General features: G+C 66.5%; 18 protein-coding genes. 11 read left to right on the plus strand and 7 right to left on the minus strand.

Features of this window, described 5'->3' with window-relative positions; all coding sequences use genetic code 11:
• Window positions 1–67: 67 nt before the first annotated feature.
• The gene (locus A1351_RS09400; RefSeq protein WP_024878835.1) at window positions 68–562 is read right to left on the minus strand and encodes a DinB family protein; all 495 of its coding nucleotides are present in this window, start codon (window positions 560–562) and stop codon (window positions 68–70) included.
• Window positions 563–696: 134 nt separating this feature from the next.
• Between A1351_RS09400 and aroC the strand changes: the two genes are divergently transcribed.
• The 3 genes from aroC to A1351_RS09415 all read left to right on the plus strand — a co-directional run bounded on the left by aroC (window position 697) and on the right by A1351_RS09415 (window position 3,254).
• On the plus strand, window positions 697–1,785 hold the full coding sequence (aroC, locus tag A1351_RS09405) for a chorismate synthase (protein WP_064032853.1): 1,089 nt from the start codon (window positions 697–699) through the stop codon (window positions 1,783–1,785).
• Window positions 1,786–1,789: 4 nt separating this feature from the next.
• Window positions 1,790–2,827, plus strand: a complete 1,038-nt coding sequence (locus A1351_RS09410) for a histone deacetylase family protein (protein WP_245291627.1) — start codon at window positions 1,790–1,792, stop codon at window positions 2,825–2,827.
• 115 nt (window positions 2,828–2,942) lie between these two features.
• Window positions 2,943–3,254, plus strand: coding sequence for a hypothetical protein (locus A1351_RS09415; protein WP_064032854.1), 312 nt, complete (start codon window positions 2,943–2,945; stop codon window positions 3,252–3,254).
• Between the two features lie 10 nt (window positions 3,255–3,264).
• On the opposite strand, the gene A1351_RS09420 is transcribed toward A1351_RS09415, so the two are convergent.
• Genes A1351_RS09420 through A1351_RS09430 form a run of 3 tightly spaced genes read right to left on the minus strand, consistent with a single transcriptional unit; the run spans window position 3,265 to window position 6,979 of the window.
• On the minus strand, window positions 3,265–4,017 hold the full coding sequence (locus A1351_RS09420) for a phosphodiester glycosidase family protein (RefSeq protein ID WP_064032855.1): 753 nt from the start codon (window positions 4,015–4,017) through the stop codon (window positions 3,265–3,267).
• Between the two features lie 38 nt (window positions 4,018–4,055).
• Window positions 4,056–4,625 carry a GNAT family N-acetyltransferase gene (locus tag A1351_RS09425; RefSeq protein ID WP_064032856.1) on the minus strand — a complete coding sequence of 190 codons (570 nt, stop codon included), beginning with the start codon at window positions 4,623–4,625 and terminating at the stop codon, window positions 4,056–4,058.
• Window positions 4,622–6,979, minus strand: a complete 2,358-nt coding sequence (locus A1351_RS09430; RefSeq protein ID WP_064032857.1) for an Orn/Lys/Arg decarboxylase N-terminal domain-containing protein — start codon at window positions 6,977–6,979, stop codon at window positions 4,622–4,624. The genes A1351_RS09425 and A1351_RS09430 overlap by 4 nt, the downstream gene beginning before the upstream one ends.
• Before the next feature lie 217 nt (window positions 6,980–7,196).
• Between A1351_RS09430 and A1351_RS09435 the strand changes: the two genes are divergently transcribed.
• Window positions 7,197–8,177 (plus strand): LLM class flavin-dependent oxidoreductase, encoded by a 981-nt coding sequence (locus A1351_RS09435; protein WP_064032858.1) that lies wholly within the window; start codon window positions 7,197–7,199, stop codon window positions 8,175–8,177.
• Window positions 8,178–8,193: 16 nt separating this feature from the next.
• Here A1351_RS09435 and A1351_RS09440 read toward each other — a convergent pair whose 3' ends face one another.
• From A1351_RS09440 to A1351_RS09450, 3 genes are read right to left on the minus strand one after another with little or no spacing between them, the layout of a single operon-like run.
• Window positions 8,194–9,813: a response regulator gene (locus tag A1351_RS09440; protein WP_024878843.1), complete on the minus strand. Its 1,620-nt coding sequence runs from the start codon at window positions 9,811–9,813 to the stop codon at window positions 8,194–8,196.
• Window positions 9,810–10,640 carry a protein-glutamate O-methyltransferase CheR gene (locus A1351_RS09445; RefSeq protein WP_026597848.1) on the minus strand — a complete coding sequence of 277 codons (831 nt, stop codon included), beginning with the start codon at window positions 10,638–10,640 and terminating at the stop codon, window positions 9,810–9,812. The genes A1351_RS09440 and A1351_RS09445 overlap by 4 nt, the downstream gene beginning before the upstream one ends.
• On the minus strand, window positions 10,637–14,044 hold the full coding sequence (locus A1351_RS09450; RefSeq protein ID WP_064032859.1) for a response regulator: 3,408 nt from the start codon (window positions 14,042–14,044) through the stop codon (window positions 10,637–10,639). Before A1351_RS09450 ends, A1351_RS09445 begins: the two co-directional genes overlap by 4 nt.
• 367 nt (window positions 14,045–14,411) lie before the next feature.
• On the opposite strand from A1351_RS09450, the gene A1351_RS09455 reads away from it, so the two are divergent.
• The 7 genes from A1351_RS09455 to A1351_RS09485 are packed head-to-tail and all read left to right on the plus strand — an operon-like array spanning window position 14,412 to window position 20,704.
• Complete coding sequence (locus tag A1351_RS09455) at window positions 14,412–15,404, plus strand: MoxR family ATPase (RefSeq protein ID WP_064032860.1); 993 nt, start codon at window positions 14,412–14,414, stop codon at window positions 15,402–15,404.
• Window positions 15,401–16,318 (plus strand): DUF58 domain-containing protein, encoded by a 918-nt coding sequence (locus A1351_RS09460; protein ID WP_064032861.1) that lies wholly within the window; start codon window positions 15,401–15,403, stop codon window positions 16,316–16,318. The genes A1351_RS09455 and A1351_RS09460 overlap by 4 nt, the downstream gene beginning before the upstream one ends.
• The gene (locus A1351_RS09465; RefSeq protein ID WP_064032862.1) at window positions 16,302–16,751 is read left to right on the plus strand and encodes a DUF4381 domain-containing protein; all 450 of its coding nucleotides are present in this window, start codon (window positions 16,302–16,304) and stop codon (window positions 16,749–16,751) included. The genes A1351_RS09460 and A1351_RS09465 overlap by 17 nt, the downstream gene beginning before the upstream one ends.
• A complete protein-coding gene (locus A1351_RS09470) occupies window positions 16,748–17,707 on the plus strand; it encodes a VWA domain-containing protein (RefSeq protein ID WP_064032863.1) in 960 nt (319 codons plus the stop codon). The genes A1351_RS09465 and A1351_RS09470 overlap by 4 nt, the downstream gene beginning before the upstream one ends.
• Window positions 17,704–18,615, plus strand: coding sequence for a vWA domain-containing protein (locus tag A1351_RS09475; protein WP_064032864.1), 912 nt, complete (start codon window positions 17,704–17,706; stop codon window positions 18,613–18,615). Before A1351_RS09470 ends, A1351_RS09475 begins: the two co-directional genes overlap by 4 nt.
• The gene (locus A1351_RS09480) at window positions 18,612–19,487 is read left to right on the plus strand and encodes a tetratricopeptide repeat protein (protein ID WP_083967254.1); all 876 of its coding nucleotides are present in this window, start codon (window positions 18,612–18,614) and stop codon (window positions 19,485–19,487) included. Before A1351_RS09475 ends, A1351_RS09480 begins: the two co-directional genes overlap by 4 nt.
• Window positions 19,487–20,704: a BatD family protein gene (locus A1351_RS09485; protein ID WP_064032865.1), complete on the plus strand. Its 1,218-nt coding sequence runs from the start codon at window positions 19,487–19,489 to the stop codon at window positions 20,702–20,704. The genes A1351_RS09480 and A1351_RS09485 overlap by 1 nt, the downstream gene beginning before the upstream one ends.
• Window positions 20,705–20,709 lie beyond the last annotated feature (5 nt).

Below are 20,709 nucleotides of genomic sequence, written 5' to 3' on the forward strand. Positions count from 1 at the left end.
AGCCTGAAGGCTCGCGGTCCAATACGCTCCCTGGACCGCGAGCCTTCAGGCTCGCATCAAACCGGCCTCACATGAAGATCAGATCCGTGTCCTGTGGACGCGCGCCGGCCGCCGTCAGCATCGCATGGACCTGTCCGCGATGATGGGTCTGATGGTTGAAGATATGGGCGACGACGAGCTTGCGCGGCTTGATGATGTCCGTCTGCTTGGCGCCCGAATACCAGGAAAAATCGCCCTCGAGCGCCGCCGCGTCGAAGGCGTCCGCAAAGGCGATCAGTCGCGCGTCCATCGCTGCGCGCTCCGATTTCATGATCGTCCAATCGGCGCGGAAAGAGGCCGAGTCTTCTATCGTTACATTCGGGTTCGGGTCGCCGGCGAGGCGGCTCATCCACATGGCGTCCGCCCAGAGCAGATGATTCAGCGTGCCATGGATCGATTTGAAGAAGGCCCCGCGATCGGCGCGCCGCGCCTCGTCGGAGAGCGTATCGGCCGCGGCGTAGAGACTCTCGTTCTGCCAGGCGTTGTAGCGCGCCATTTTCTGCGCGAAGGCGGGAGAAATCATTTTTCGGGCGGGCCCTTTTCGGCGCTGACGTCGGCTGCAGTGTAGGCCATGATCCGACGGCCCGCCATTCGCGTTTGACCCCGCGGCGGCCGGCGCCTAAAACCGGCCCTCGGCAAATTTGTGATCGGCGCTCCATGTCCCACAACAGTTTCGGCCATCTCTTCCGCATCACCACTTTCGGCGAGAGCCATGGGCCGGCGCTCGGCGTCGTCGTCGACGGCTGTCCGCCAGGGCTGGAGCTGACCGAGGCCGAGATTCAGGTCTTTCTCGACAAGCGCAAGCCCGGCCAGTCGCGCTTCACCACGCAGCGGCAGGAGGCCGATGCGGTGAAAATCCTGTCCGGCGTCTTCGCCGATTCCGCCGGCCGGCAGGTCACGACCGGAACGCCGATCGCGCTGCTGATCGAGAACACCGACCAGCGCTCCAAGGATTATGGCGATATCGCCGAGAAATACCGCCCCGGTCACGCCGATTACGCCTATGACGCGAAATATGGAATTCGCGACTATCGCGGCGGCGGGCGCTCCTCGGCGCGCGAGACGGCGGCGCGCGTCGCCGCCGGCGCTGTGGCGCGCAAAGTGCTCGCCGGCGTCACCATACGCGGCGCTCTGGTGCAGATCGGCCCGCATAAAATCGACCGCGCCCGCTTCGACTGGGCGGAGGCAGAGAACAACCAGCTGTTCTGCCCCGACGCCGAAACCGCGAAGCTCTGGGCCGATTATCTCGACGGCGTGCGCAAATCCGGCTCGTCGATCGGCGCAGTGATCGAGGTGGTCGCCGAAGGCGTTCCCGCCGGTTGGGGCGCGCCCATCTATGGCAAGCTCGACTCCGATCTCGCTTCGGCCTTCATGTCGATCAATGCCGTGAAGGGGGTGGAGATCGGCGCCGGCTTCGCCGCGGCCGAGCTCTCCGGCGAAGCCAACGCCGACGAGATGCGCGTCGGGCCGGACGGCAGACCGGAGTTTCTTACCAATCAGGCCGGCGGCGTGCTCGGCGGCATATCGACCGGCCAGCCGATCGTCGCGCGTTTTGCGGTCAAGCCGACCTCCTCGATCCTGACGCCGCGCCGCACCATCGACCGCAATGGCCAAGAGACCGAGATCGTCACCAAGGGCCGCCACGACCCTTGCGTCGGCATTCGCGCCGTGCCGGTTGGCGAGGCGATGATGGCCATTGTGCTGGCCGACCATTTCCTGCGGCACAGGGGGCAGGTGGGCCGCTGAGCCGATGGTCGGACGAGCGCCGGCGTCATCCACTTTCACCCGTCGGCAGACGCTTGCGCTAGCGGCAGGGCTGGCGCTTTCGCCCGATTTCGTTGCGGCGGGCGGCGCCGAGCCGACGACTCTCCTCGTCACCCACGCATCCGGCCTCGCGCATGAGGTCGGCGCAGGCCGTCCCGATCAGCCGCAGCGGCTGCGCGCCATCGTCGCCGCCCTGAATGGCGACGCCTTCGCCGCGCTGCGCCGCGCCGAGGCGCCGGAAGCCTCGCGCGAGGCGATCCTCGCCGTTCATGCGCCCTCTCTGCTCGAGCGTCTCGAGAAAGCCGCGCCGCAAAGCGGGCTCGCGACGCTCGGTCCCGATATCGTCATGAGCGCGGGCTCGCTCGAGGCCGCGCTGCGCGCTGCCGGCGGCGCGACCTTCGCCGTCGACGAGGTGATGCGCGGCGCCGCCCGCAACGCTTTCGTCGCCATGCGCCCGCCCGGCCATCATGCGACGCGCGACGCCGCCATGGGCTTCTGCTTCTTCAACAATGCCGCCATCGCGGCGCGTCACGCCATCGCCGCCCATGGCGCCGAGCGCGTCGCCATCGTCGATTTCGACGTGCATCACGGCAATGGATTGCAGGAGATCTTCTGGTCTGACCGAAAGGTCCTCTATTGCTCCTCGCATCAATCGCCGCACTATCCCTTCACCGGCGCCGCGAGCGAGCGCGGCGCGCATGACAACATCGTCAACGTCCCGCTCGCCAAAGGCTCCGGCGGCGAGCAATTCGCGCAGGCTTGGACGCAGGCGATTCTCCCGCGCCTCGACGATTTTGCGCCGGACATCCTCCTCATTTGCGCCGGTTTCGACGGGCATTTGCACGATCCTCTCGGCGGTTTGCGCCTGCAAAGACAGGACTTCGCCGAGCTTACGCTGCGCCTCGCAGAGATCGCCGCGCGCCGCTGTGACGGGCGCGTCGTCTCATTGCTCGAGGGCGGCTATCGGCCGGATGACCTCGCCGCCTGCGTCGCCGCTCATGTCGGCGCGCTGATGGGGGCGTGAGGCGTCCCAGAGCGGCTGCAGCCCGGCGCGTGCGCGGGCGCACATCAATGACGATCTCGATCATGGCATCTCTGCATCAGAGACGTCGTGCAACAATTGGTGATGGGAGAAAACAATGGAACTCGGCAGGAGCGAATGGATCCAGGCCCGCGCGCAAATGATCGGCAAGCGCGCGCTCATCGGTCTCACCCGCGTGACGCCGCACGGCAAGGTGCTGCGTCAGATGTTCGGCACGATCGCCGCCATCGACGGAACCGGCGTCGACATAGAGCTCGAAGGCAAGGACGCCGGCCGCAAGGTCCGCCTGCCGCCGGACCTCGGCCGTTTCCGCATCGCCGGCCCCGGCGATTATCTGCTGTGGGAGACGGGCGAGATTCTCGCGGACCCCGATTTCGTCGGCGCCTTCACCGTCAACGAAGCGGCGTGAGCGGCGCGCGTCAGCGCGCGCGCTCGACGACGCCGACGATCGGCCCCATGGGGCGGAAGCGATCGTGCCGCGCGAGCGAAGGCGCATAGAGCGCCGAGATCGAGCCGTCGAGGAAGAGCGCGTCCGGACATTTCAAACGCTCGCGAAAGAGAGTCGCGAAAGCGTGGAATGTCACCGGCTGATTGGAGATGGCGAAGGCGACGATATGGCCGTCGCGCACGCCGACTCCATTGCGAATCTTCATCGACGTTCCGGTGTCGTGGATGCGCGGATTGATGCGTCCGCCGACAACGAGCATCGGCCCCGATTGTGTCGCATAGGCGGGATGCAGCCGCTCTTTGAGAAAACGCTGCGTCTCCGTGACGCCGGCGCGCGCGCCCTCCACCCAGAAAATCCCATTGGGCTTCATGTGGAAATTGCCGGCGCCCGAATGGGTGTTGGCGCTTTTCTCCATATGGCCGCCTTCGACATAGAGTCCGATCGGCAGGCGCCGCTCGTCATACATTCCGGCGTTCATCGCGAAGAGAAGCTTTTCGCCCTTCTGCGCGAGTGCGGCGTCGAGCGCCGAGAAGGAGCCATAGACCTCGCCTTTCGCATCGGCGAGGAAGAGGCGAATGGAATCGCTGCGCGTGTCGAAGACGCAGATGGTGTAGCTCGCGCCCGCATCCTCTACATCCTGGCAAGGATTGCGCGCCGCCGCGGCCGCGGGCGAGGCGAAGAAGAGCAAAAGGGCGAAGGGCAGGAGGCGGCGAAGCGGAATCATGCGCCGATCATAGCATGACCGCCGCGCGGCCTGCAGCGTCAGCTGCGCGCATCGGGAGGCGTCGCGGCGCCGAGGCCGAGCGAGCGCTGCAAGATCACCGAATCCGTCCAGCGGCCGAATTTAAATCCGACGCCGGAAAGATATCCGGCCTGCCGAAAGCCGATCGCCTCATGCAGCTTCAGCGACGCCTCATTGGAGGCGTCGACATAGCCGATCATCTGCCGAAAGCCGGCCGCCGCGCAGGAATCGACGAGCGCTTGCAGCAGCAGCCGGCCGACGCCGCGATGCAGATGGCGCGGATCGACATAGATCGAATGCTTGACGACATAGCGATAGGCCGGCCTTTTGCGAAAGGGCACGACATAGGCGTAGCCGAGAACGGCGCGCTCATGCTCGGCGACGAGATGCGGCAGCCGGTGATTGCCCATATTCTTGCGTCGGCGCTTCAAATCCTCCTTCTGCGGCGGCTCGTAGAGCGGCGCCTCGGATGGATCGAGCCCCTTGCGCACATGCTGGAGATAGATCGCCAGCATGGCGTCGACATCCTCGTCGCGCGAGGGGCGGACGAGGATCGTCGCGCGTTCGGCGCTCGCTTCGATCATGCTCATTCCTGCACCACATAAGTGTAGAGCCGCATCTTCGCCTCGCCGTTCCACTGCTTGTAGAGTCCCTGGATCTCATAATCGAAGCCGGGGAAGAGATTGGCGCTGCGTTCGAACATGCGCAAATATTCGAGCATGGGCCGCGCCTTCGTGTCGAGCCGCTCGCCCGGAACGATCGTCGCAATGCCCGGCGGATAGATGACGAAGAGCGTCGTCGCTATGCGGCCCTCTATCTCGTCGATCGGCAGGAAATCCACGTCATTGCGCACGAGGCGCAGATATGCCTCGCGCGGCGTCATCGCCATCTCGGGCAGATGCTCCTGCCGGAATTGCGCCTGCTGCAGCGAGCTGGCGTTCGCCTCCTTGAAGAAGCGATGCATATCGCCGCAAAGATCGCGCAGCCGCACGCCCCTGTAGCGCGCGGAGCGGCGCGCGACAAATTCGGGGATCACATCCTGCAGCAGCGCATTGTCGTCATGCAGGCGCTTGAAGGCGACGAGCGAGGAGACGAGCGTTCCCGCCTTGCTCGATTCGACGCCCGGCGTCAGCAGAAACAGCAGAGAGTTGAGGTCGTTCTTCTCCGGCACGATGCGATTTTCGCGCAAATATTGCGCGACGATCGGCGCCGGGATTCCATGATCGGCATAGGCGCCGGTCTCGCGATCGAAGCCTGGCGTCAGCAGAGTGAGCTTGGCCGGATCGGTGATCGCAAAGCCCGGCGCCATATTGGAGAATCCATGCCAGCGCGCATCCGGCGCCAGCGCCCAGAAGTCGGGATTGCGCGCGAGCTGATCGGTGGAGACGCTCTCCCAGGGAACGCGATGCGCGCCGGATTCGCGCGCCGCGTCTGGAATGGAGACCCAATCGGGCGCGAAAGGATCGAAGAACCAGCGCCGCGCCGGGTCCTGCTCCTTGGCCTCGAACTCGCGCCGCACCGCGCGCAGCTTCTTGCGCAGCTCTATGCCGAGCCGGATGGTGTCGTCCCACAAAAGCTCGCCGGAGCGGCCCTTCATCATTTGCGCGCCGACATCCAAAGAGGCGAACAGCGGATAGAAGGGCGAGGTGGAGGCGTGCTGCATGAAGCCTTCATTGAAACGGCGATGCTCCACGCGCCGCCGCTGGCCCTTTATATGGCGATCGCGCACATGGATTTGCGAGGCCTGCGAGAAGCTGGCGAGCTGCTTATGCGTCGATTGCGTCGCGACGATTCCGGGCGAGGCCTCGGTGAGATTCTTGAGCCCCATCGCATAGCGTCGCTCATAGAGCGGATGAAACTTCATGAAGCCGGCCCAGGCTTCGTCGAAGAGAATGTAATCGCACAAATGGCCGATCTTGCTGACGATCCATTCGGCGTTATGGATGGTGCCGTCATAAGTGCATTGCTCGATGACGGCGGCGCGGAAAGGCCGCTCCTTGCGCCAGGCGTCCTTGTCCTTCACCAGCGGATTGGCGCGAATGCGCTCGCGCAATTTCTCCTCGTCGAAGGCCTCGTGATCGATCGGGCCGATGAGGCCATGCGCATTGCGCGTCGTCGGCAGAAAGATCGGCACGCCGCCGCCGAGCAGCAAGGCGCCATGATGCGCCGCCTTGTGATTATTGCGATCGAACAGCACGAGATCGCCCTCGGCGACAAGATTGGTGAGCACGACCTTGTTGGAGGAGGATGTGCCGTTGAGAACGAAATAGGTCTTCTCCGCGCCGAAGATTTCCGCCGCCGCCTTTTGCGCGGCGAGCGCCGGACCTTCATGCGTCAACAGATCGCCGAGCTCGACGACGGAATTGTCGAGATCGTCGCGGAACACGGCCTCGCCCAAATGCTCCATGAAGATGCGGCCGATCGGGCTGCGGCTATAAAAAATGCCGCCATTATGGCCGGGGCAGGTCCATAGCTGATTGCCTTCCTCGGCGTAATCGACCAGCGCGCCGAAGAAGGGCGTCTTCAGCGTCTCCGCATATTGCTTCAGGCGCGAGACGAGATTTTTGGCGATGAATTCCGGCGTCTCCTCGGCGAGGAAGACATAGCCGTCGATGAAGTCCAGCACCTCGACCGGAATATCCTCGAAGCGCTTGCGGCGAATGAGCAGCACGATCGGCATTTCGAGGCCGCGCTTGCGCATGAGATCGATGAGCGAGGCGGTCTTGCCCTCGAGGCCTTTCTTGCCCCAATCGACGACGAGGCAGCCGATGGCGGCGTCGGTCTGCACGACGATCTCGGCGTCCTCCACGCGGCGCGCGCGCACAACCTGAAAGCCCATGCTCTCGATCGCGGCGATGATCTGACTGACGCGCAGCCCCTCGAGGTCATCGGCCTCGAAATTGGGAGCGGAGAAGAGGAATGTGAAGCGACGGGAGAAGTCCATTCGAATCGGCCTGTGGCGCTGACGAGGAAGAGGAGGAGCCCCGCACTCACAGCCTTGTTCGATGACACAATCGTGACAGCGCTTTGCGGCGCCGCAGAGCAGGCCTCCGCTTCGGCTGGAAACGCCGCGGAATTGCGCATCCGCCGCTTGCCGCCGGCGTGACCGGGGCCTAAGCTATATAACAAACCTATATAGCGTGCCAGGAGGAGCTTCGGCCATGCGCATCGGCGTGTTCTGCACCTATGAAAACCCTGTTCGCGACTATAAGGCCTGCTTCGACGCGCAGACGCGTCTCGTGCGCCGCGCGGAGGAGGTCGGCTTCGAGGAGGCCTGGGTCGCCGAGCATCATTTCGACGATGACGCCGTCAGCCCATCCATATTGACGCTGCTTTCCTATCTCGCCGGCGTCACCTCGCGCGTGCGGCTCGGCTCGGCGGCGGTGCTGCTCGCTTTCCGCAATCCGATCCAGGTGGCGGAGGATGTCGCGACCATCGACGTTCTCTCCAATGGCCGTTTCGATTTCGGCGTCGCCAAGGGCGGCCCCTTTCCAGCGCAGAACAAGCATTTTCACGCGGCGAAGGAGGACTCGCGCGACATGACTCTCGAGGCGCTCGAGCTGATCGAGCGTCTGCTCTATGAAGATCGCGTCACTTTCTCCGGCGCGCATTTTCATGTCGATGATCTCGCGCTCTGTCCCAAGCCTTTGCAAAAGCCGATTCCGACCTGGATCGCCACATCCACGCCGTCAGCGATCGAATATGCGGCGCGCAAGGGCTTCGGCATAATGGCGGCCTCGCTTGTGCCGATCGCCAAGATCGAGCAGGCGGCCGCCGCCTATCGCGCGACGGGGCCGGCCGCCGATCCGCGTCTTGCTCTGGCGCGCTTCTATTATGCCGCCGAGACGCGTGAGAAGGCGCTGGCGGAGGCGCTGCCCTTCATCGCGCGTTTCGCCGATCGCATGCGCGGCATTTTTCTCGCGCAAAATGCGCTGGCCTCTTTCGATCCGGAGGAGATCGTCGAGCGCTCGCTCATCGGAAGCTATGAGGAGCTCGCTGAGAATATCGTCGGCATTCATCGGCGGCTCGGCGTGGGCTCGCTGCTGCTGAAGCCGGCGACGGCGAACGAGTCTCTCGCGCTTGCGAGCCTCGATGATTTCGCGGCGAAGATTCGCCCGCGCATAGAGGCCGCGCTCGCCTGAGCGGAGCGCGCTCGGCTCAGGGCGCGGCGTTCTCGGCGAGCAATCTCTGTATCGTCTCCAGCAGCCGCTCGACGTCGGCCGGCTTGCCGAGCTGCGCGCTGTTTTGCAGCGGGATGCGGACGGCGTCCTCATCCGCTGTGGCGCCGCTCAGGACGAGCGCCGGAAGGTCGCGATTGAGCAGCTCGCGCAGGCGCCGCACGACGAGCGGCCCCACCACGCCATTGGGCAGATGATAATCGATGATCACCATGTCCGGCCGGGCGCGGTCGCCGACGACGATCTTGGTCGCGGCGTCGCCGTCTGCGGCGGCCAGCACCTCATGGCCCTCTGTCGTCAGCAGCAGCTCGAGCGAGTCGAGCACATCGGCGTCGTCGTCGACGACGAGAATGACGCCTCTGCGCGACGGCCGCGCGCCGACGCCGAAGAGCGCGTCGCCGCAGCGTAGCGGTTCCGATCGCCCGTCGACGCCGCGCGAATCGTGGAGCGGCGCCTCGATCGCGCAGCGACGCGGCAGCCGAATGTGAAAGCATGTGCCGCGCGAATCATCCGATTCGAATTCGATCGCGCCGCCATGCGCCAGCACGATCTGCCGACAGATGAACAGGCCGAGGCCGAGGCCACGCATGCGGTCGCTGCTGGCGAAGGGTTCGAACAGCGCGTCGCGCAGCGCGCTCGGCACGCCGCGTCCGCCATTGCAGACGTGGATCACGACAAAGTCCGCCGCGCCGCCGTCGATCCGCAGCGAGACCGGCGCGCCGGGCGGGCTGTGCTCGACGGCGTTGCCGAGGAGATTGGAGAGAAGCTGCAGAATGCGGTCGACATCCCAGGCGCCGTCCATGTCGCCGTCGAAATCGAGCCGCAGGGCGCGCCCGCGTCCGCTGAACTCATCGGCGATCTGCTCGACGACGCGCCGGAAATTCGCCGCGGCGGGACGGATGGCGAGGCCGCCGCCCATTCTGATGCGCGTCAGATCGAGAATCTGCTCGATCATCCGCGCCATGCGCTGGCCGCTCTGGCGAATGAGCTGCAGCGCCTTGCGCAGATCGTCGTCCTGCGCAACGCTCAGCGAGCGCTCGGCGGAGGTGAGTATGCTCTGCAGCGGATTGCGCAGATCATGCCCGAGAATGCCGACGAACATCTCGCGCATGCGTTCCACTTGCAGAAGCTGCTGGCGCTGCCGCTCCAGCGTCACGAAGACGTCGACCTTGCTGCGCAGCACCTGCTCGTCGATCGGCTTGAACAGATAGTCGACGGCGCCGACCTCATATCCCTTGAACATGCGCGAGACGTCCGGCGAATGCGCGGTGACGAAGACGATCGGCACATAGCGCGTCTTCTCCACGCCGCGCATCAGCGTCGCCAGCTCGAATCCGTCCATCTCCGGCATGTTCACATCGACGATGGCGAGCGCGATGCTGCGATCGAGGAGAATGTCGAGCGCGGTGCGGCCCGATTGCGCGGTGACGATGTCGAACGCGTCGCAACGCAGCAGCGCCTCCATCGCGATCAGATTCTCCGCGAAATCATCGACGATGAGAACGACCGGGAGCTTGGACGTGCGGCCCGAGTCGAAATCGGGCGTCGACGACCGCCGACGCCCGGACGGGTTCGAGGAGTTTTCGATCGCTCTCATCATTTCACCCGATAGATGTGCTCGTCAGCCGAAAGAATCTCTAGAGAAGACGCATGACGTGAGAAGGCGAGCGATTCATTCGGCCCGAGGCCGATGAAGCCGCGCGCGCAGAGCGACTCGCGAAACAGGCCGATCGCGCGATCCTGCAGCGTTCGGTCGAAATAGATGAGCACGTTCCTGCACGAGATGAGGTGCATTTCGGCGAAGGCGGCGTCGGTCGCGAGGCTGTGGTCGCAGAACAGGATGCGCTGCTTCAGAAAGGGCGCGATGGTCGCATAGGCGCCGCGCGCGACGAAATAGTCGGAGAGCGCCGCGCGTCCGCCGGAGCCGTGGTAATTCTCGGCGAAACCGCCCATGCGGAAGAGCTCATAGGCGCCGGCCTGCGCGATCGCCATGCTCTCCTTGTCTATGTCGGTCGCATAGACGAGCGAGCGCTCGAGCAGCCCTTCCTCGTGCAGGAGAATGGCGATGGAATAGGCCTCCTCGCCGGTTCCGCAGCCCGCCACCCAGAAGCGCAGCGAAGGATAGGTGGCGAGATGCGGCGCGACCGTCTCGCGCAGCCCGCGGAAATAGCAAGGATCGCGGAAGAGATCGCTCACCTGTATGGTGAGATGGCGCAACGCTTCCGTGAAAGCGCCCCTGTCGTGGACGATGCGGTCGAGAAGATCGGTGATCGTCGCGCATCGCAGCGCGATCTGAGCGCGGGCGACGCTGCGGCGCAGAGAGGAGCGCGCATAGCCGCGAAAATCATGCTGATAGAGCCGGAATATGGCCTCCAGCAGGAGGTCCAGCTCGATCTCGGCTTTCTCATCGGAGTCGAGAAGGATCATTTCGGCATCCATACGCGGATCAGCGACAAGAGCTTCTCGACGTCGATCGGCTTGGAGATATAATCATTGGCGCCGGCCGAAAGACATTGCGCGCGATCGTCGGGCATGGCCTTGGCGGTGAGCGCGATGATCGGCAGAGCGGCCTTGTCCTCGCGCTCGCGGATCGCGCGCATGGCGGCGAGCCCGTCCATCTCCGGCATCATCAGATCCATCAGCACCAGATCGATCGTCGGATCGCGATCGATGCGCTCCAGCGCTTCTTTGCCATTGCGGGCGATCTGCACCGTCATGCCTTCACGCTCGAGCACGGCCGTCAGCGAGAATATATTGCGCACATCGTCCTCGACCAGCAGCACGTGGCGGCCGTCGAGAACGCTGTCGCGGCTGCGCGCGATCTCGAGCATATGCTGCTGCTCGGGCGACAGCTTCGATTCCGCCTGATGCAGGAAAAGAGTGGTCTCCTCTATGAGCCGCTCCGGCGAGCGCGCGCCTTTGATGATGATGGATTTCGACAGGCGCCGAAGCTTCTGCTCCTCGTCCATGCTGAGCGAGCGCGCGGTGTAGATGATCACCGGCGGCGCGACGCGCGTCTCGTCGCGGCTCATGCGCTCCAGAAACTCGAAGCCGCTGACGCCGGGCAGCATGAGGTCGAGAACCACGCAGTCGAAGGGGCGCGCGTCGATCTCGCGCGAGGCGTCCTCGGCCGTCGCGACCGCGACGATCTCCACGCCGGCGGAAGACAAGAGCTCCATGAGAGCGGTGCGCTGCACGCCCTCGTCCTCGACGATCAGGATCGACTTGTCGCGATCGAGCCGGTCCTCCAGCAGGCGGAAGGCGGAGACGAGCTGCTCGCGCTTGGCCGGCTTCAATATGTATCCGACGGCGCCCATCTCGCGCGCCACTTTCTGATAATCATGCATCGAGACCACATGGATCGGCGCATGGCGGACCGCGGGGTCGCGCTTCAGCAGCTCGAGCACGGTGAGGCCCGACTGGTCCGGCAGGCCGATGTCGAGCAGCACGGCTTGCGGACGGAAGCGTCGCGCCAGCGTCAGCGCGTCGCCGGCCGAGCCTGCGACGATGCATTTGAAGCCGAGCTCACGCGCGAGATCGCGCAATATTTCTGCAAAGGCGGGATCATCCTCGACGATCAGCGCCACGCGGCGTGAATCCGTGATCTCGTCGCGATCGTCCGATATCGGCGCCGGCGCGGGCGCCACAGGCGACGGCGGCGGCTCCTCGCGTCGCACGGCGAGAGCCGCCGCGCCATCGGCGCGCAGCGGCAGCAGCAGGGAGAATGTGCTGCCCTGTCCCGGCGTGCTGCGCACGCTGAGCGCGCCGCCCAGCAGCTCGGCGAACTCGCGCGAGATGGAGAGGCCGAGGCCGGCGCCGCCGAACTTGCGGTTGATGCCGCCATTGGCTTGGCGAAATACCTGGAAGATCGTCTCCTGCTGATCGTCCGCTATGCCGATCCCCGTGTCCTCGACGACGAAGGCGACGCGCTGCGCGCTCTCGCGCCGCACGATGAGGCGCACGCCGCCGCGCTCGGTGAACTTCACGGCGTTGGCAAGAAGATTGGAGAGAATCTGCTGCAGGCGCTGGCGATCGGTCTCGATCATGTCCGGCGCGCCGGGCTCGACGGAGATGGAGAATTGCAGCCGCCGCTCGGCCGCGAGCGGCTCGAAGCGCCGCTCGAGATCGGCGAGCAATGTCGAGATCGCCGTCGGCGCCATGTCGAGCTCGATCTTGCCGGCCTCTATCTTGGAGAGATCGAGAATATCATTGATGAGCACCAGCAGATCATTGCCGGCCGAATAGATGCTCTGCGCATATTTGATCTGCTCGGGCGCGAGATTGCCGTCGCGATTGTCGACGAGCAGCTTGGCGAGAATGAGCGAGCTGTTGAGCGGCGTGCGCAGCTCATGCGACATATTGGCGAGAAATTCGGATTTGTAGCGGCTGGCGCGCTCCAGCTCCACGGCCTTCTGCCGCAAGGCGGATTCTGTCGCCAGCAGATTCTCCTTCTGCAGCTCCAACGCCCGCGTGTGCTCTTCGAGCGTGTCGTTGACCTGACGCAGCTCCTCCTGCTGCGCGGTGAGCTCCTCGCCTTGCGCGCGCGATTCCTCCAGCAATTGCTCTATGCGGCCGCGCGCCTCGGCGGAGCTGATCGCCTGTCCGACGCCGCTCGAGACGAAGTCGAGAATAGCGAGACGCTTCTCGCAAAAAGGCTTGATCGCGCCGAGCTCGATGACGCCGCGCGTCTCCCCTTCGTGCAGCAGCGGAAAGATCAGCAGATGGCGGGGCGGCGTCTGTCCGAGCCCCCAATGAATGGCGAGGCCGTCCTCTGGAATGTCGGTCACGACGATGCGTCGCTTGTCCAGCGCGACTTGGCCCACCAGCCCCTCGCCGAGCCGCCAATGCTCGCGCATGCCGGAGGCGCCGGCATAGGCTCCGGCGAGCCGCAGCGTCGCGCCGCCATCCTCGGCGACATATTGCGCGCCGACCTGCGCGCTCAATGCGCGGCACAGCAGAGCGAGCACGCGCTGCGCCAGCTCGCGCATCGTCGGATTGCCGCTCATCGCCTGGGACAGCGCGGTCTCCTGCTCGGCGAGCCACATTTGCCGGTCATTGCGCTCGGCGGCCTCCCGCAGCGCGCGCGTCATCGCCTGCAGCGATTTGCCGAGCTGATCCTTGTCGCTGCGCGGCGAAGGCTGCGCGGAATAATCGCCGCCGGCGATCGTCTCCATCTCGCGGGCGACTCCGCGCAGGCTGTCGACCAGATCATTGAGCGATAGGCCGAGAATGTCGCTGGGGCCGGCGAGATCGATATGGCGCTCGAGATCGCCCTCCGTCACCGCGCGCATGACGCTGGCGACATGATGCAGGCGCTCGCGATGATCCTCGAGATTTTGCGCGGTGAGCGCGCCATAGGTGTCGACGACGACGGCCGAGTCGAAGGCGATGAGCTTGCGCACGGAGAGAGCGGCGGTCGCACGCGCGCGCAGCCGCTCGTCGTTCTCGATCGCGCGGCGCAGCCAGGCGGAGACGAATTCCATGGCCAAAAGATAGATGAGCAGGCCGAGCTCGATGCGCGCATGCGTGCGTCCGATGACGCGCCGGCGCTCCACATAGGCGTCATCGACATTGGCGGCGAGAAAATCGGTCCAATATTCGTTTTGCTGCGCCTTCACGCGCTGCAGCATGCGCGGGTCGGCGAAGAAGCGCGCGAAATCCGAGAAGCCGCGGAGCCAGGCGTAGAAGTCCTCGATCAGCTCCGGCACGCGCGCGGAGAGCGTCTCGCCGACGAAGCGGACATCCGCGAATGTGGACTCGTCGAGCCCATGCGAGGCGCGCAGCGAGTCGTGATCCACGAGGAAGGCGGCGCTGGTCTCGCCCGGCGACATCAGCGTCCCCCTCGTGCGAATGCGCCGGCCGAGGCGCGCCAGAGTCTTTCGAGATCGTCGCGCATCGGCGGTGTCCGCATAGGGTTGATAAAGAGTTAATGTCTCAAATGAATCGGACGAGCGAGCGCCGAGGCGGCCGCGCGGGAACGATTGGTATAAATGTGACGTGGCGCCGTCAATAGGCCGGCGAAGCCCGTCTTTTCCGCCGCAGAGCGGCCCGAGCGCCGCAACATAGAATGAATTCTATGACAAATCGGGAAAAATGCCCTATTTTTTTATACGATTGTCCCTCGACAGAGCTGGCCGCAGAGGCGAAAGTTCAGAGCCGCCGCGCAATCGCCGGTATTGGACTCTTCGCATGAACCCGATGGAACCGCTTCGCTTTCTCTCTCCCGACCGCGCCTTCGATGTGGGCGCGCGGCTCGGCGAGATCAGGACATTCTTGCAGGAGCGTCTCATCGGCGCCGATGCGCTGGTCGAGCGCCTGCTGATCGGCCTCGTCGCCGATGGCCATGTGCTGCTCGAGGGCGCGCCGGGCCTCGCCAAGACGCGTGCGGTCAAGCTGCTCGCCGGCGCGTCCAATCTCACCTTCGCGCGCATTCAATGCACGCCCGATCTCATGCCCGCGGACATCACCGGCACGTCGATCTGGCGTCAGGACAAGAGCGTCTTTGAATTTTCCGCGGGGCCGATCTTTCATTCGCTGCTGCTCGTCGACGAGATCAATCGCGCGCCGCCCAAGGTGCAATCGGCGCTGCTCGAGGCCATGGCCGAGCGTCAGGCGACGATCGCCGGCGCGACCCATGCGCTGCCCGATCCTTTCATGACCGTGGCGACGCAGAACCCGATAGAGCATGAAGGCACGTTCCCGCTGCCGGAGGCGCAGCTGGATCGCTTCATGCTGCATGTCGAGCTGGCTCTGCCGGACGCCGCCACCGAGCGGCTCATTCTCGATCTCGTCGAGCGCGAGGATCAGGGCGCGGCGGCCGCGCCGCCCGCGGCGCTGCAGCCGGAGGAGATCGCCGCCGCGCGCCAGGCGGCGCGATCGGTTTTTCTCTCCGCCGCGATCAAGGATTATATCGTGCGCCTCGTCACCGCGCCGCGCGATGCGAGCGTCGCGCCGGAGCTGGCGGCGAAGATCGCGCATCCGTCCTCGCCGCGCGGCACGCTGGCGCTCGCTGCGGCCGCCAAGGCGCGCGCCTTTCTCGACGGGCGCGATTATGTCGCGCCGCAGGATGTGACCGAGCTCGCCGTCGATGTCCTTTCGCATCGCACCATTCTCGGCTGGCGCGCGCTCGCCGAGGGCGAGACGCCGCGCGGCGTCATTCGCGCCTATCTCGATACGGTTCCGCCTGCATGAGCGCGGCGGAAGCGCCTGTCCTCGGCGTCGATCTCGATGTCGACTCCTTGATGCGTCTGCGGCTGCTTTCGACGCGCAGCAGTGCGCGCGGAGCCGCTGCGACTGCGCCGCTCGGCGGCGTGGCGCGGCGTCGGCGCGGGCGCGGCGCCGAGACCTATGACGTTCGGCCGTGGTCGGACGGCGACGATATGCGCAGCCTCGATCGCAATGTCACCGCCCGCACCGGCGCGCCGCATGTGCGCACCTTTCATGATGAGCGCGAGCGCTCCGTGCTTTTTGTCGTCGATTTTCGCACGCCCATGCTGTTCGGCACGCGCCGCGCCTTTCGTTCGGTCGCGGCGGCGGAGGCCGCGGTCGCCTCCGCCTGGCGCGTCATCGACTCGCAGGGCCGCGTCGGCCTCGCGGCGATCGGCTCGGCGGGCGCGCGCTGCTTCGGCTGGGCGGTGGGCGCGCGGAGCTTTCCGCCGCTGCTGGTCGCGCTCGCCGAGGCGCATCGCGCCGCGCTCGCGGAAAGCGCCGAAGCTGCCGAGCCATCGCTCGCCACTGCGCTGGAGGAGATGGAGAGCGTCGGCGGAACATCGGCGCTCACTCTCGCCAGCGCGCTGGATTCGCCGGGCGAAGCTTTCGACGTAATTGCAACGCGCATCGCGCGTCGGCGCGATCTCTCCGTTCTGCTCGTCGCCGATCGTTTCGAGTTGGCGCCTTCGCCGGGTCTCTATCCGTTTCGCACGCGCGTGGAAGAGGGCTTGCTGCGCATCGCACATGGCGCGCGGACGGCGCCGGACGAGCGGCTGGCGCGTTTGCGCCGGCTCGGCGCGCGCACGCTCGAGATCGACGCCGGCCTCGACGCCGAGACGATGGCGCGCCTTCTCGAGCGCTTGGACATGGAGCGGTTCGATGGCCGATCCTTCTGAGCTGCTCCAGCAATTGCGGCCGCTGCGCGCGCCGCCGCCGGATGGAACGGCGGAGGTTCTGCTCATGGCGCTCGTCGGTTGCGGCGCCGGCGCTTTGTTGACGCTCGCCGTCCTGTTCTGGCGCGCGCGCCATCGTCCTCTGCGTCGCGCCGCTCTTTCCGCGCTGGCGTCGGCGCGCGCGTTGCCGGCGACGGAACGGCTCGCCGCACAGGCGCGGATGTTGCGCGATCTCGTTGGAGCGCTCGACGGCGGCGTCGCGCATTTGCACGGCGAATCCTGGCTGACGCGGCTCGACGCGATTTTCACGACGACTTTGTTCAGCGAAGGCGAGGGCCGCGCTTTCGGCGATGCGCTCTATCGCCCGCGCGCCGATGATCCGAGCGAGACGCTCGATCGTTCATTGCAAAAGCTGCTGTCGAGGCTCGATCGATGAACGGCCTCGAATTGGCGACGCCTCTCGCGCTCGCGCTCTTGCCCGCGCCCTTGCTGCTGCGCTTGTTGCGCGGGCGCGCGGCGGGCGGCGGATTGCCATTGCCGGAGACCATTCGTCATCGGCTCGGCGCCGGCGCCGCATCGGGCGGCCTGCGTCCTTCCTGGCGCGCCATCGCTTCGGCGCTCGCCTGGATCGGACTGGTGCTGGCGCTCGCCGGGCCGCGCGTCGCCGGCGCCGTCGCGGCGCTGCCGGCGACCGGGCGCGACATTATGTTGGCGCTCGATCTCTCCGGCAGCATGACGAAGACGGATTTCGAGATCGACGGCGTCGCCGCGAGCCGTCTCGCCGTGCTGAAACATTTCGGCGCGGAGCTGATCCGCCGTCGCGCCGGCGATCGCATCGGCCTCGTCGTCTTCGCCGAGACGGCTTTCGCCGCGGCGCCGTTGAGCTTCGATCTGCGCGCGGCGAGCGCGACGCTCGAGGAAATGGAGATCGGCCTCGTCGGCCGCTCCACCGCGATCGGCGAAGGGCTCGGCCTCGCGGTGAAGCGTCTTTCGGATTCCACCGCGCCGTCGCGTCTCGTGATACTGCTCTCCGACGGCGCCAATAATGCCGGCGTCAGCGAGCCCGGCGCCGTCGCCGAGCTGGCGCGCGACATGGGCGTGAAAATCTTCACCATCGGCCTCGGCGTGAATGACACGGTCGCCAATCCCGACGATACGGATGCGGTGGATTTCGTCGCGCTTCAGCACATAGCGGAGATCGGCGGCGGCGTGGCGTTTCGCGCACGCACGGGCGCCGAGCTCGACGCTGCGACGCGCGCGATAGAGTCGCTGATCGCCGGGCCGGCGCCGGCGCCGCCGACGATCATCTATCGTGAGCTGTGGATTTATCCGGGCGCGCTCGCTTTCTTGGCGGCGGCGGCGCTCGGGCTCTCGACCAGAGAAAGACGATGATCGAGATCGGCGATTTCGCTCTGCTGCGACCGCTCTGGCTGCTGGTTCCGCCGGCGCTGGCCTTGCTTGTCGCCACGACGCGGCGGCGCGATGCGCTCGGCGATTGGCGCCGCATCGTCGATCCGGCTCTGCTCGCAGTCATGCTGCGCCGAAGTGCGAGCGTCGGCGCCTCCCGCAGCGACGCGCCGATCTTTTTCAGCGTCGCGCTCATCGCACTCGCGCTCTGCGGGCCGGCGATGAAAATGCGCGGCGCCGAACAGTTTCGCAATCTCGACGCCACATTGATCCTGCTGGACGTCTCGCGCGCCGAGCGCTTGCCTCGAACCATCGCGGCGGCGCAATTTCTGCTCGAGCGCTCGGGCGCGCGGCAGATCGGGCTGGCGCTCTACGCCGGCGACGCCTATCTCGCGAGCCCACTGACGGATGATGCGAAATCGCTCGAATCTCTGCTCTTCGCCATAGACGAGAGAACGGTGCCCGATGGCGGAACGAGGCCCGATCGCGCGCTCGCCTTCGCTCGCCGCCTGCTGCGCGAGGCGGATATCGCAGCGGCGGATATCGCCATTATCTCCGATGGCGATGGGCTCGATCCGCGCGCCGAGCGGCTCGCGGCTTCGCTCTCGCGCGAAGGGCGCAGGGTGCATAGTCTCTTCGTCTCGGCGCGCGCCGGCGCGGATGCGCTCGAGCCCGCGCGCCGCGCCGCTATGACGGCGCTCGCAGCCGCCGGGGGCGGGCGCGCCGGCGACGCCGCCGATCCTCGCGAGATCGCGCGCGAGATAGAAATGCGCGGCGTCGCTCATATTGCAGAAGGCGAGCTGCGCGCGCTCGAATGGCGCGACTATGGTCGCTTTATCCTGCTGCTCGCGGCGGCGCCGCTGCTGCTCGCGCTGCGGGGGAGGGGCGCATGATCCCGCATCATCGCATGAGAGGCGAGCCTGGAGGCGCGCGGTCCATTGCGCGCCTCGGGCCGCGCGCCTTCAGGCTCGCTCTCTTCTTCCTCTCTCTCGCGCTCGTGAGCGCTCTATGGACTCTCGGACCGCAGCTCGGCGGACGCGCATTGCTGGCGCTCGGCCTGCCATCCCTTGCGGCGCAAGTCTTCGCCGATCCCGTCTGGAAAGGCGCCGCCTTCTATTCGGCCGGGCGCTGGGAGGAGGCCGCCGCCGCTTTCGCGCGCGATAGCGACAGCCTCTATGATCTCGGCAATGCGCTGGCGCTCGCCGGTCGTTACCGGGAGGCGGTCGCCGCCTATGATCGCACGCTGCGCGCTGATCCGGACGATGAGGACGCGGCCTATAATAAAACTCTGCTGCTCGGTCTGCTCGAGCGCGAGAGCGCCGGCGGCGACGCCAAGGCCAATTCGGCCGCGACTGGCCAGCAGCGCGCGCTCGGCAGTCTCGACGATGACAAAGGCGGCGGCGGGGAGGGCGCGGCGGGCGAGCGCGAGACGAGCTCGCGGCCGGGCGACCGCGGCGGCGCCAAAGCCTCCAAGCAGGGCAAGGGCAAGGAGGAGACGAAGGAGAGCGGCGCCGGCGCGACTGGCGCGGTCGGAGCCTCGGAAGGCGCGGGCCGCACCGGCGGCCAGAGGATCGACGTCGCGGCTCTGCTGCATGAGCGCGATCGCCGCGTGCGCCGGCGCCTCGAGGCGCGCTCCATTCGTGCGAGCGCCGATTGGCTGCAGAGCCTCGACGACGATCCCGGCCGTTTCTTGAAGCTGCGCATCGCCGCTGAGAAGGCGCGCCGTTTGCGCGCCGGCGGCGGCGCGCTGGAGGAGGATGATTGATGCCGCGCCGGCTCGCGCTTCTTCTGTTCTTATTGCTGCAGCCTCTCGCGCAGGCGCTGGCGCAGGAGGAGCCGCCCTTCGGCCGCGTCGAGCTCCGCGTCGAAGCGCCATCCGAGACGCCCTATGTCGGCGAGCCGCTGCGGTTGGTGATCCGTTCCGCCATACGCGGCCGCGTGCTGCTGGATCATATCATCCAGCCTTCGCTGCTCGATTTCGATTGGCAGCAATTCGGCGTCGACTCCTCCAGCGAGGAGATGATCGACGGCTTTTGGACGCCGGTGGTCGAGCGTGTGCTGATGATCTATCCGCTGCGCGCCGGGCGGCTCACCATTCCGCCCTTCAAGCGCCGCATCGCCTATCGCATCGACGAGAGCGGCAGGGTGGAGGCGGAATATGTTTCCGCGCCTCTCCAGATAGAGGCGCGCGCCCGCGACGGGCTGGTCCCGCCGGGCGAGAGCTTTCTGCCGGCGAGAAGCCTGCGCATCACGGACGCCTGGGACATAGAGCCGGACAGGATTCCCTTCGGCGAGACGGCGCGGCGCACCGTCACTGTGGAGGCCGAGGGCGTCACCGCCGATCGCCTGCCGCCGCTGCCCAATTTCCGCGCGCCGGGAATCATCACTTTCGCCGCGCCAGTGGAGCGGCAGACGATCGTGACCGATCAGGGGCCGATCGCCCATGCGGTTTATCGCTGGAGCGTGCGGCCCGTGTCGGCGGTCGCGGCCTATGCGCCGGCGATCCGCATCGCCTGGTTCGATGTCGCGACGCGGCGGATGCGCGAGGCGATTGCGCCCGAGCGGCGCATCGCTTTCGGCGACGCGCCGCGTGAGCGCTCGGCCGCGAAGCTGCGCGAGAGTCCGGGCCTGTCGGCGCGGCAGCCGATGATCGCCGCGCTGGCGAGCTTCGTCGCGACGGCCGCTCTCATCTGTTTCGTCGCCGCCATGCGGGGACGGATCGGCGTGCGGCGGCCGGCTGCGCTCGCGGCGTTGAGACGAGCCGCTCGCATGGCGGACGCCGTCGCCTTTCGCCATGCCGCGCGCCGCTTGGCGGAGGCCGATCCAAAAGCATGGGCGAGGGTTGTCGCGCGCGAGGACATTGGCCCTGCGCTGGCCGCGTTGGACGCTGCGCTCTATGGGCCGAGGCCGGCGGCCGCCCCGGCGCTCGCGCCGTTGGCGCGCGCCATCGCCGCCGCATGGGCGCCGAGCGGCGCTGGATAGCGGAC

This window comes from Methylosinus sp. R-45379, from assembly GCF_001644125.1.
In the GTDB taxonomy this organism is placed as follows: domain Bacteria; phylum Pseudomonadota; class Alphaproteobacteria; order Rhizobiales; family Beijerinckiaceae; genus Methylosinus.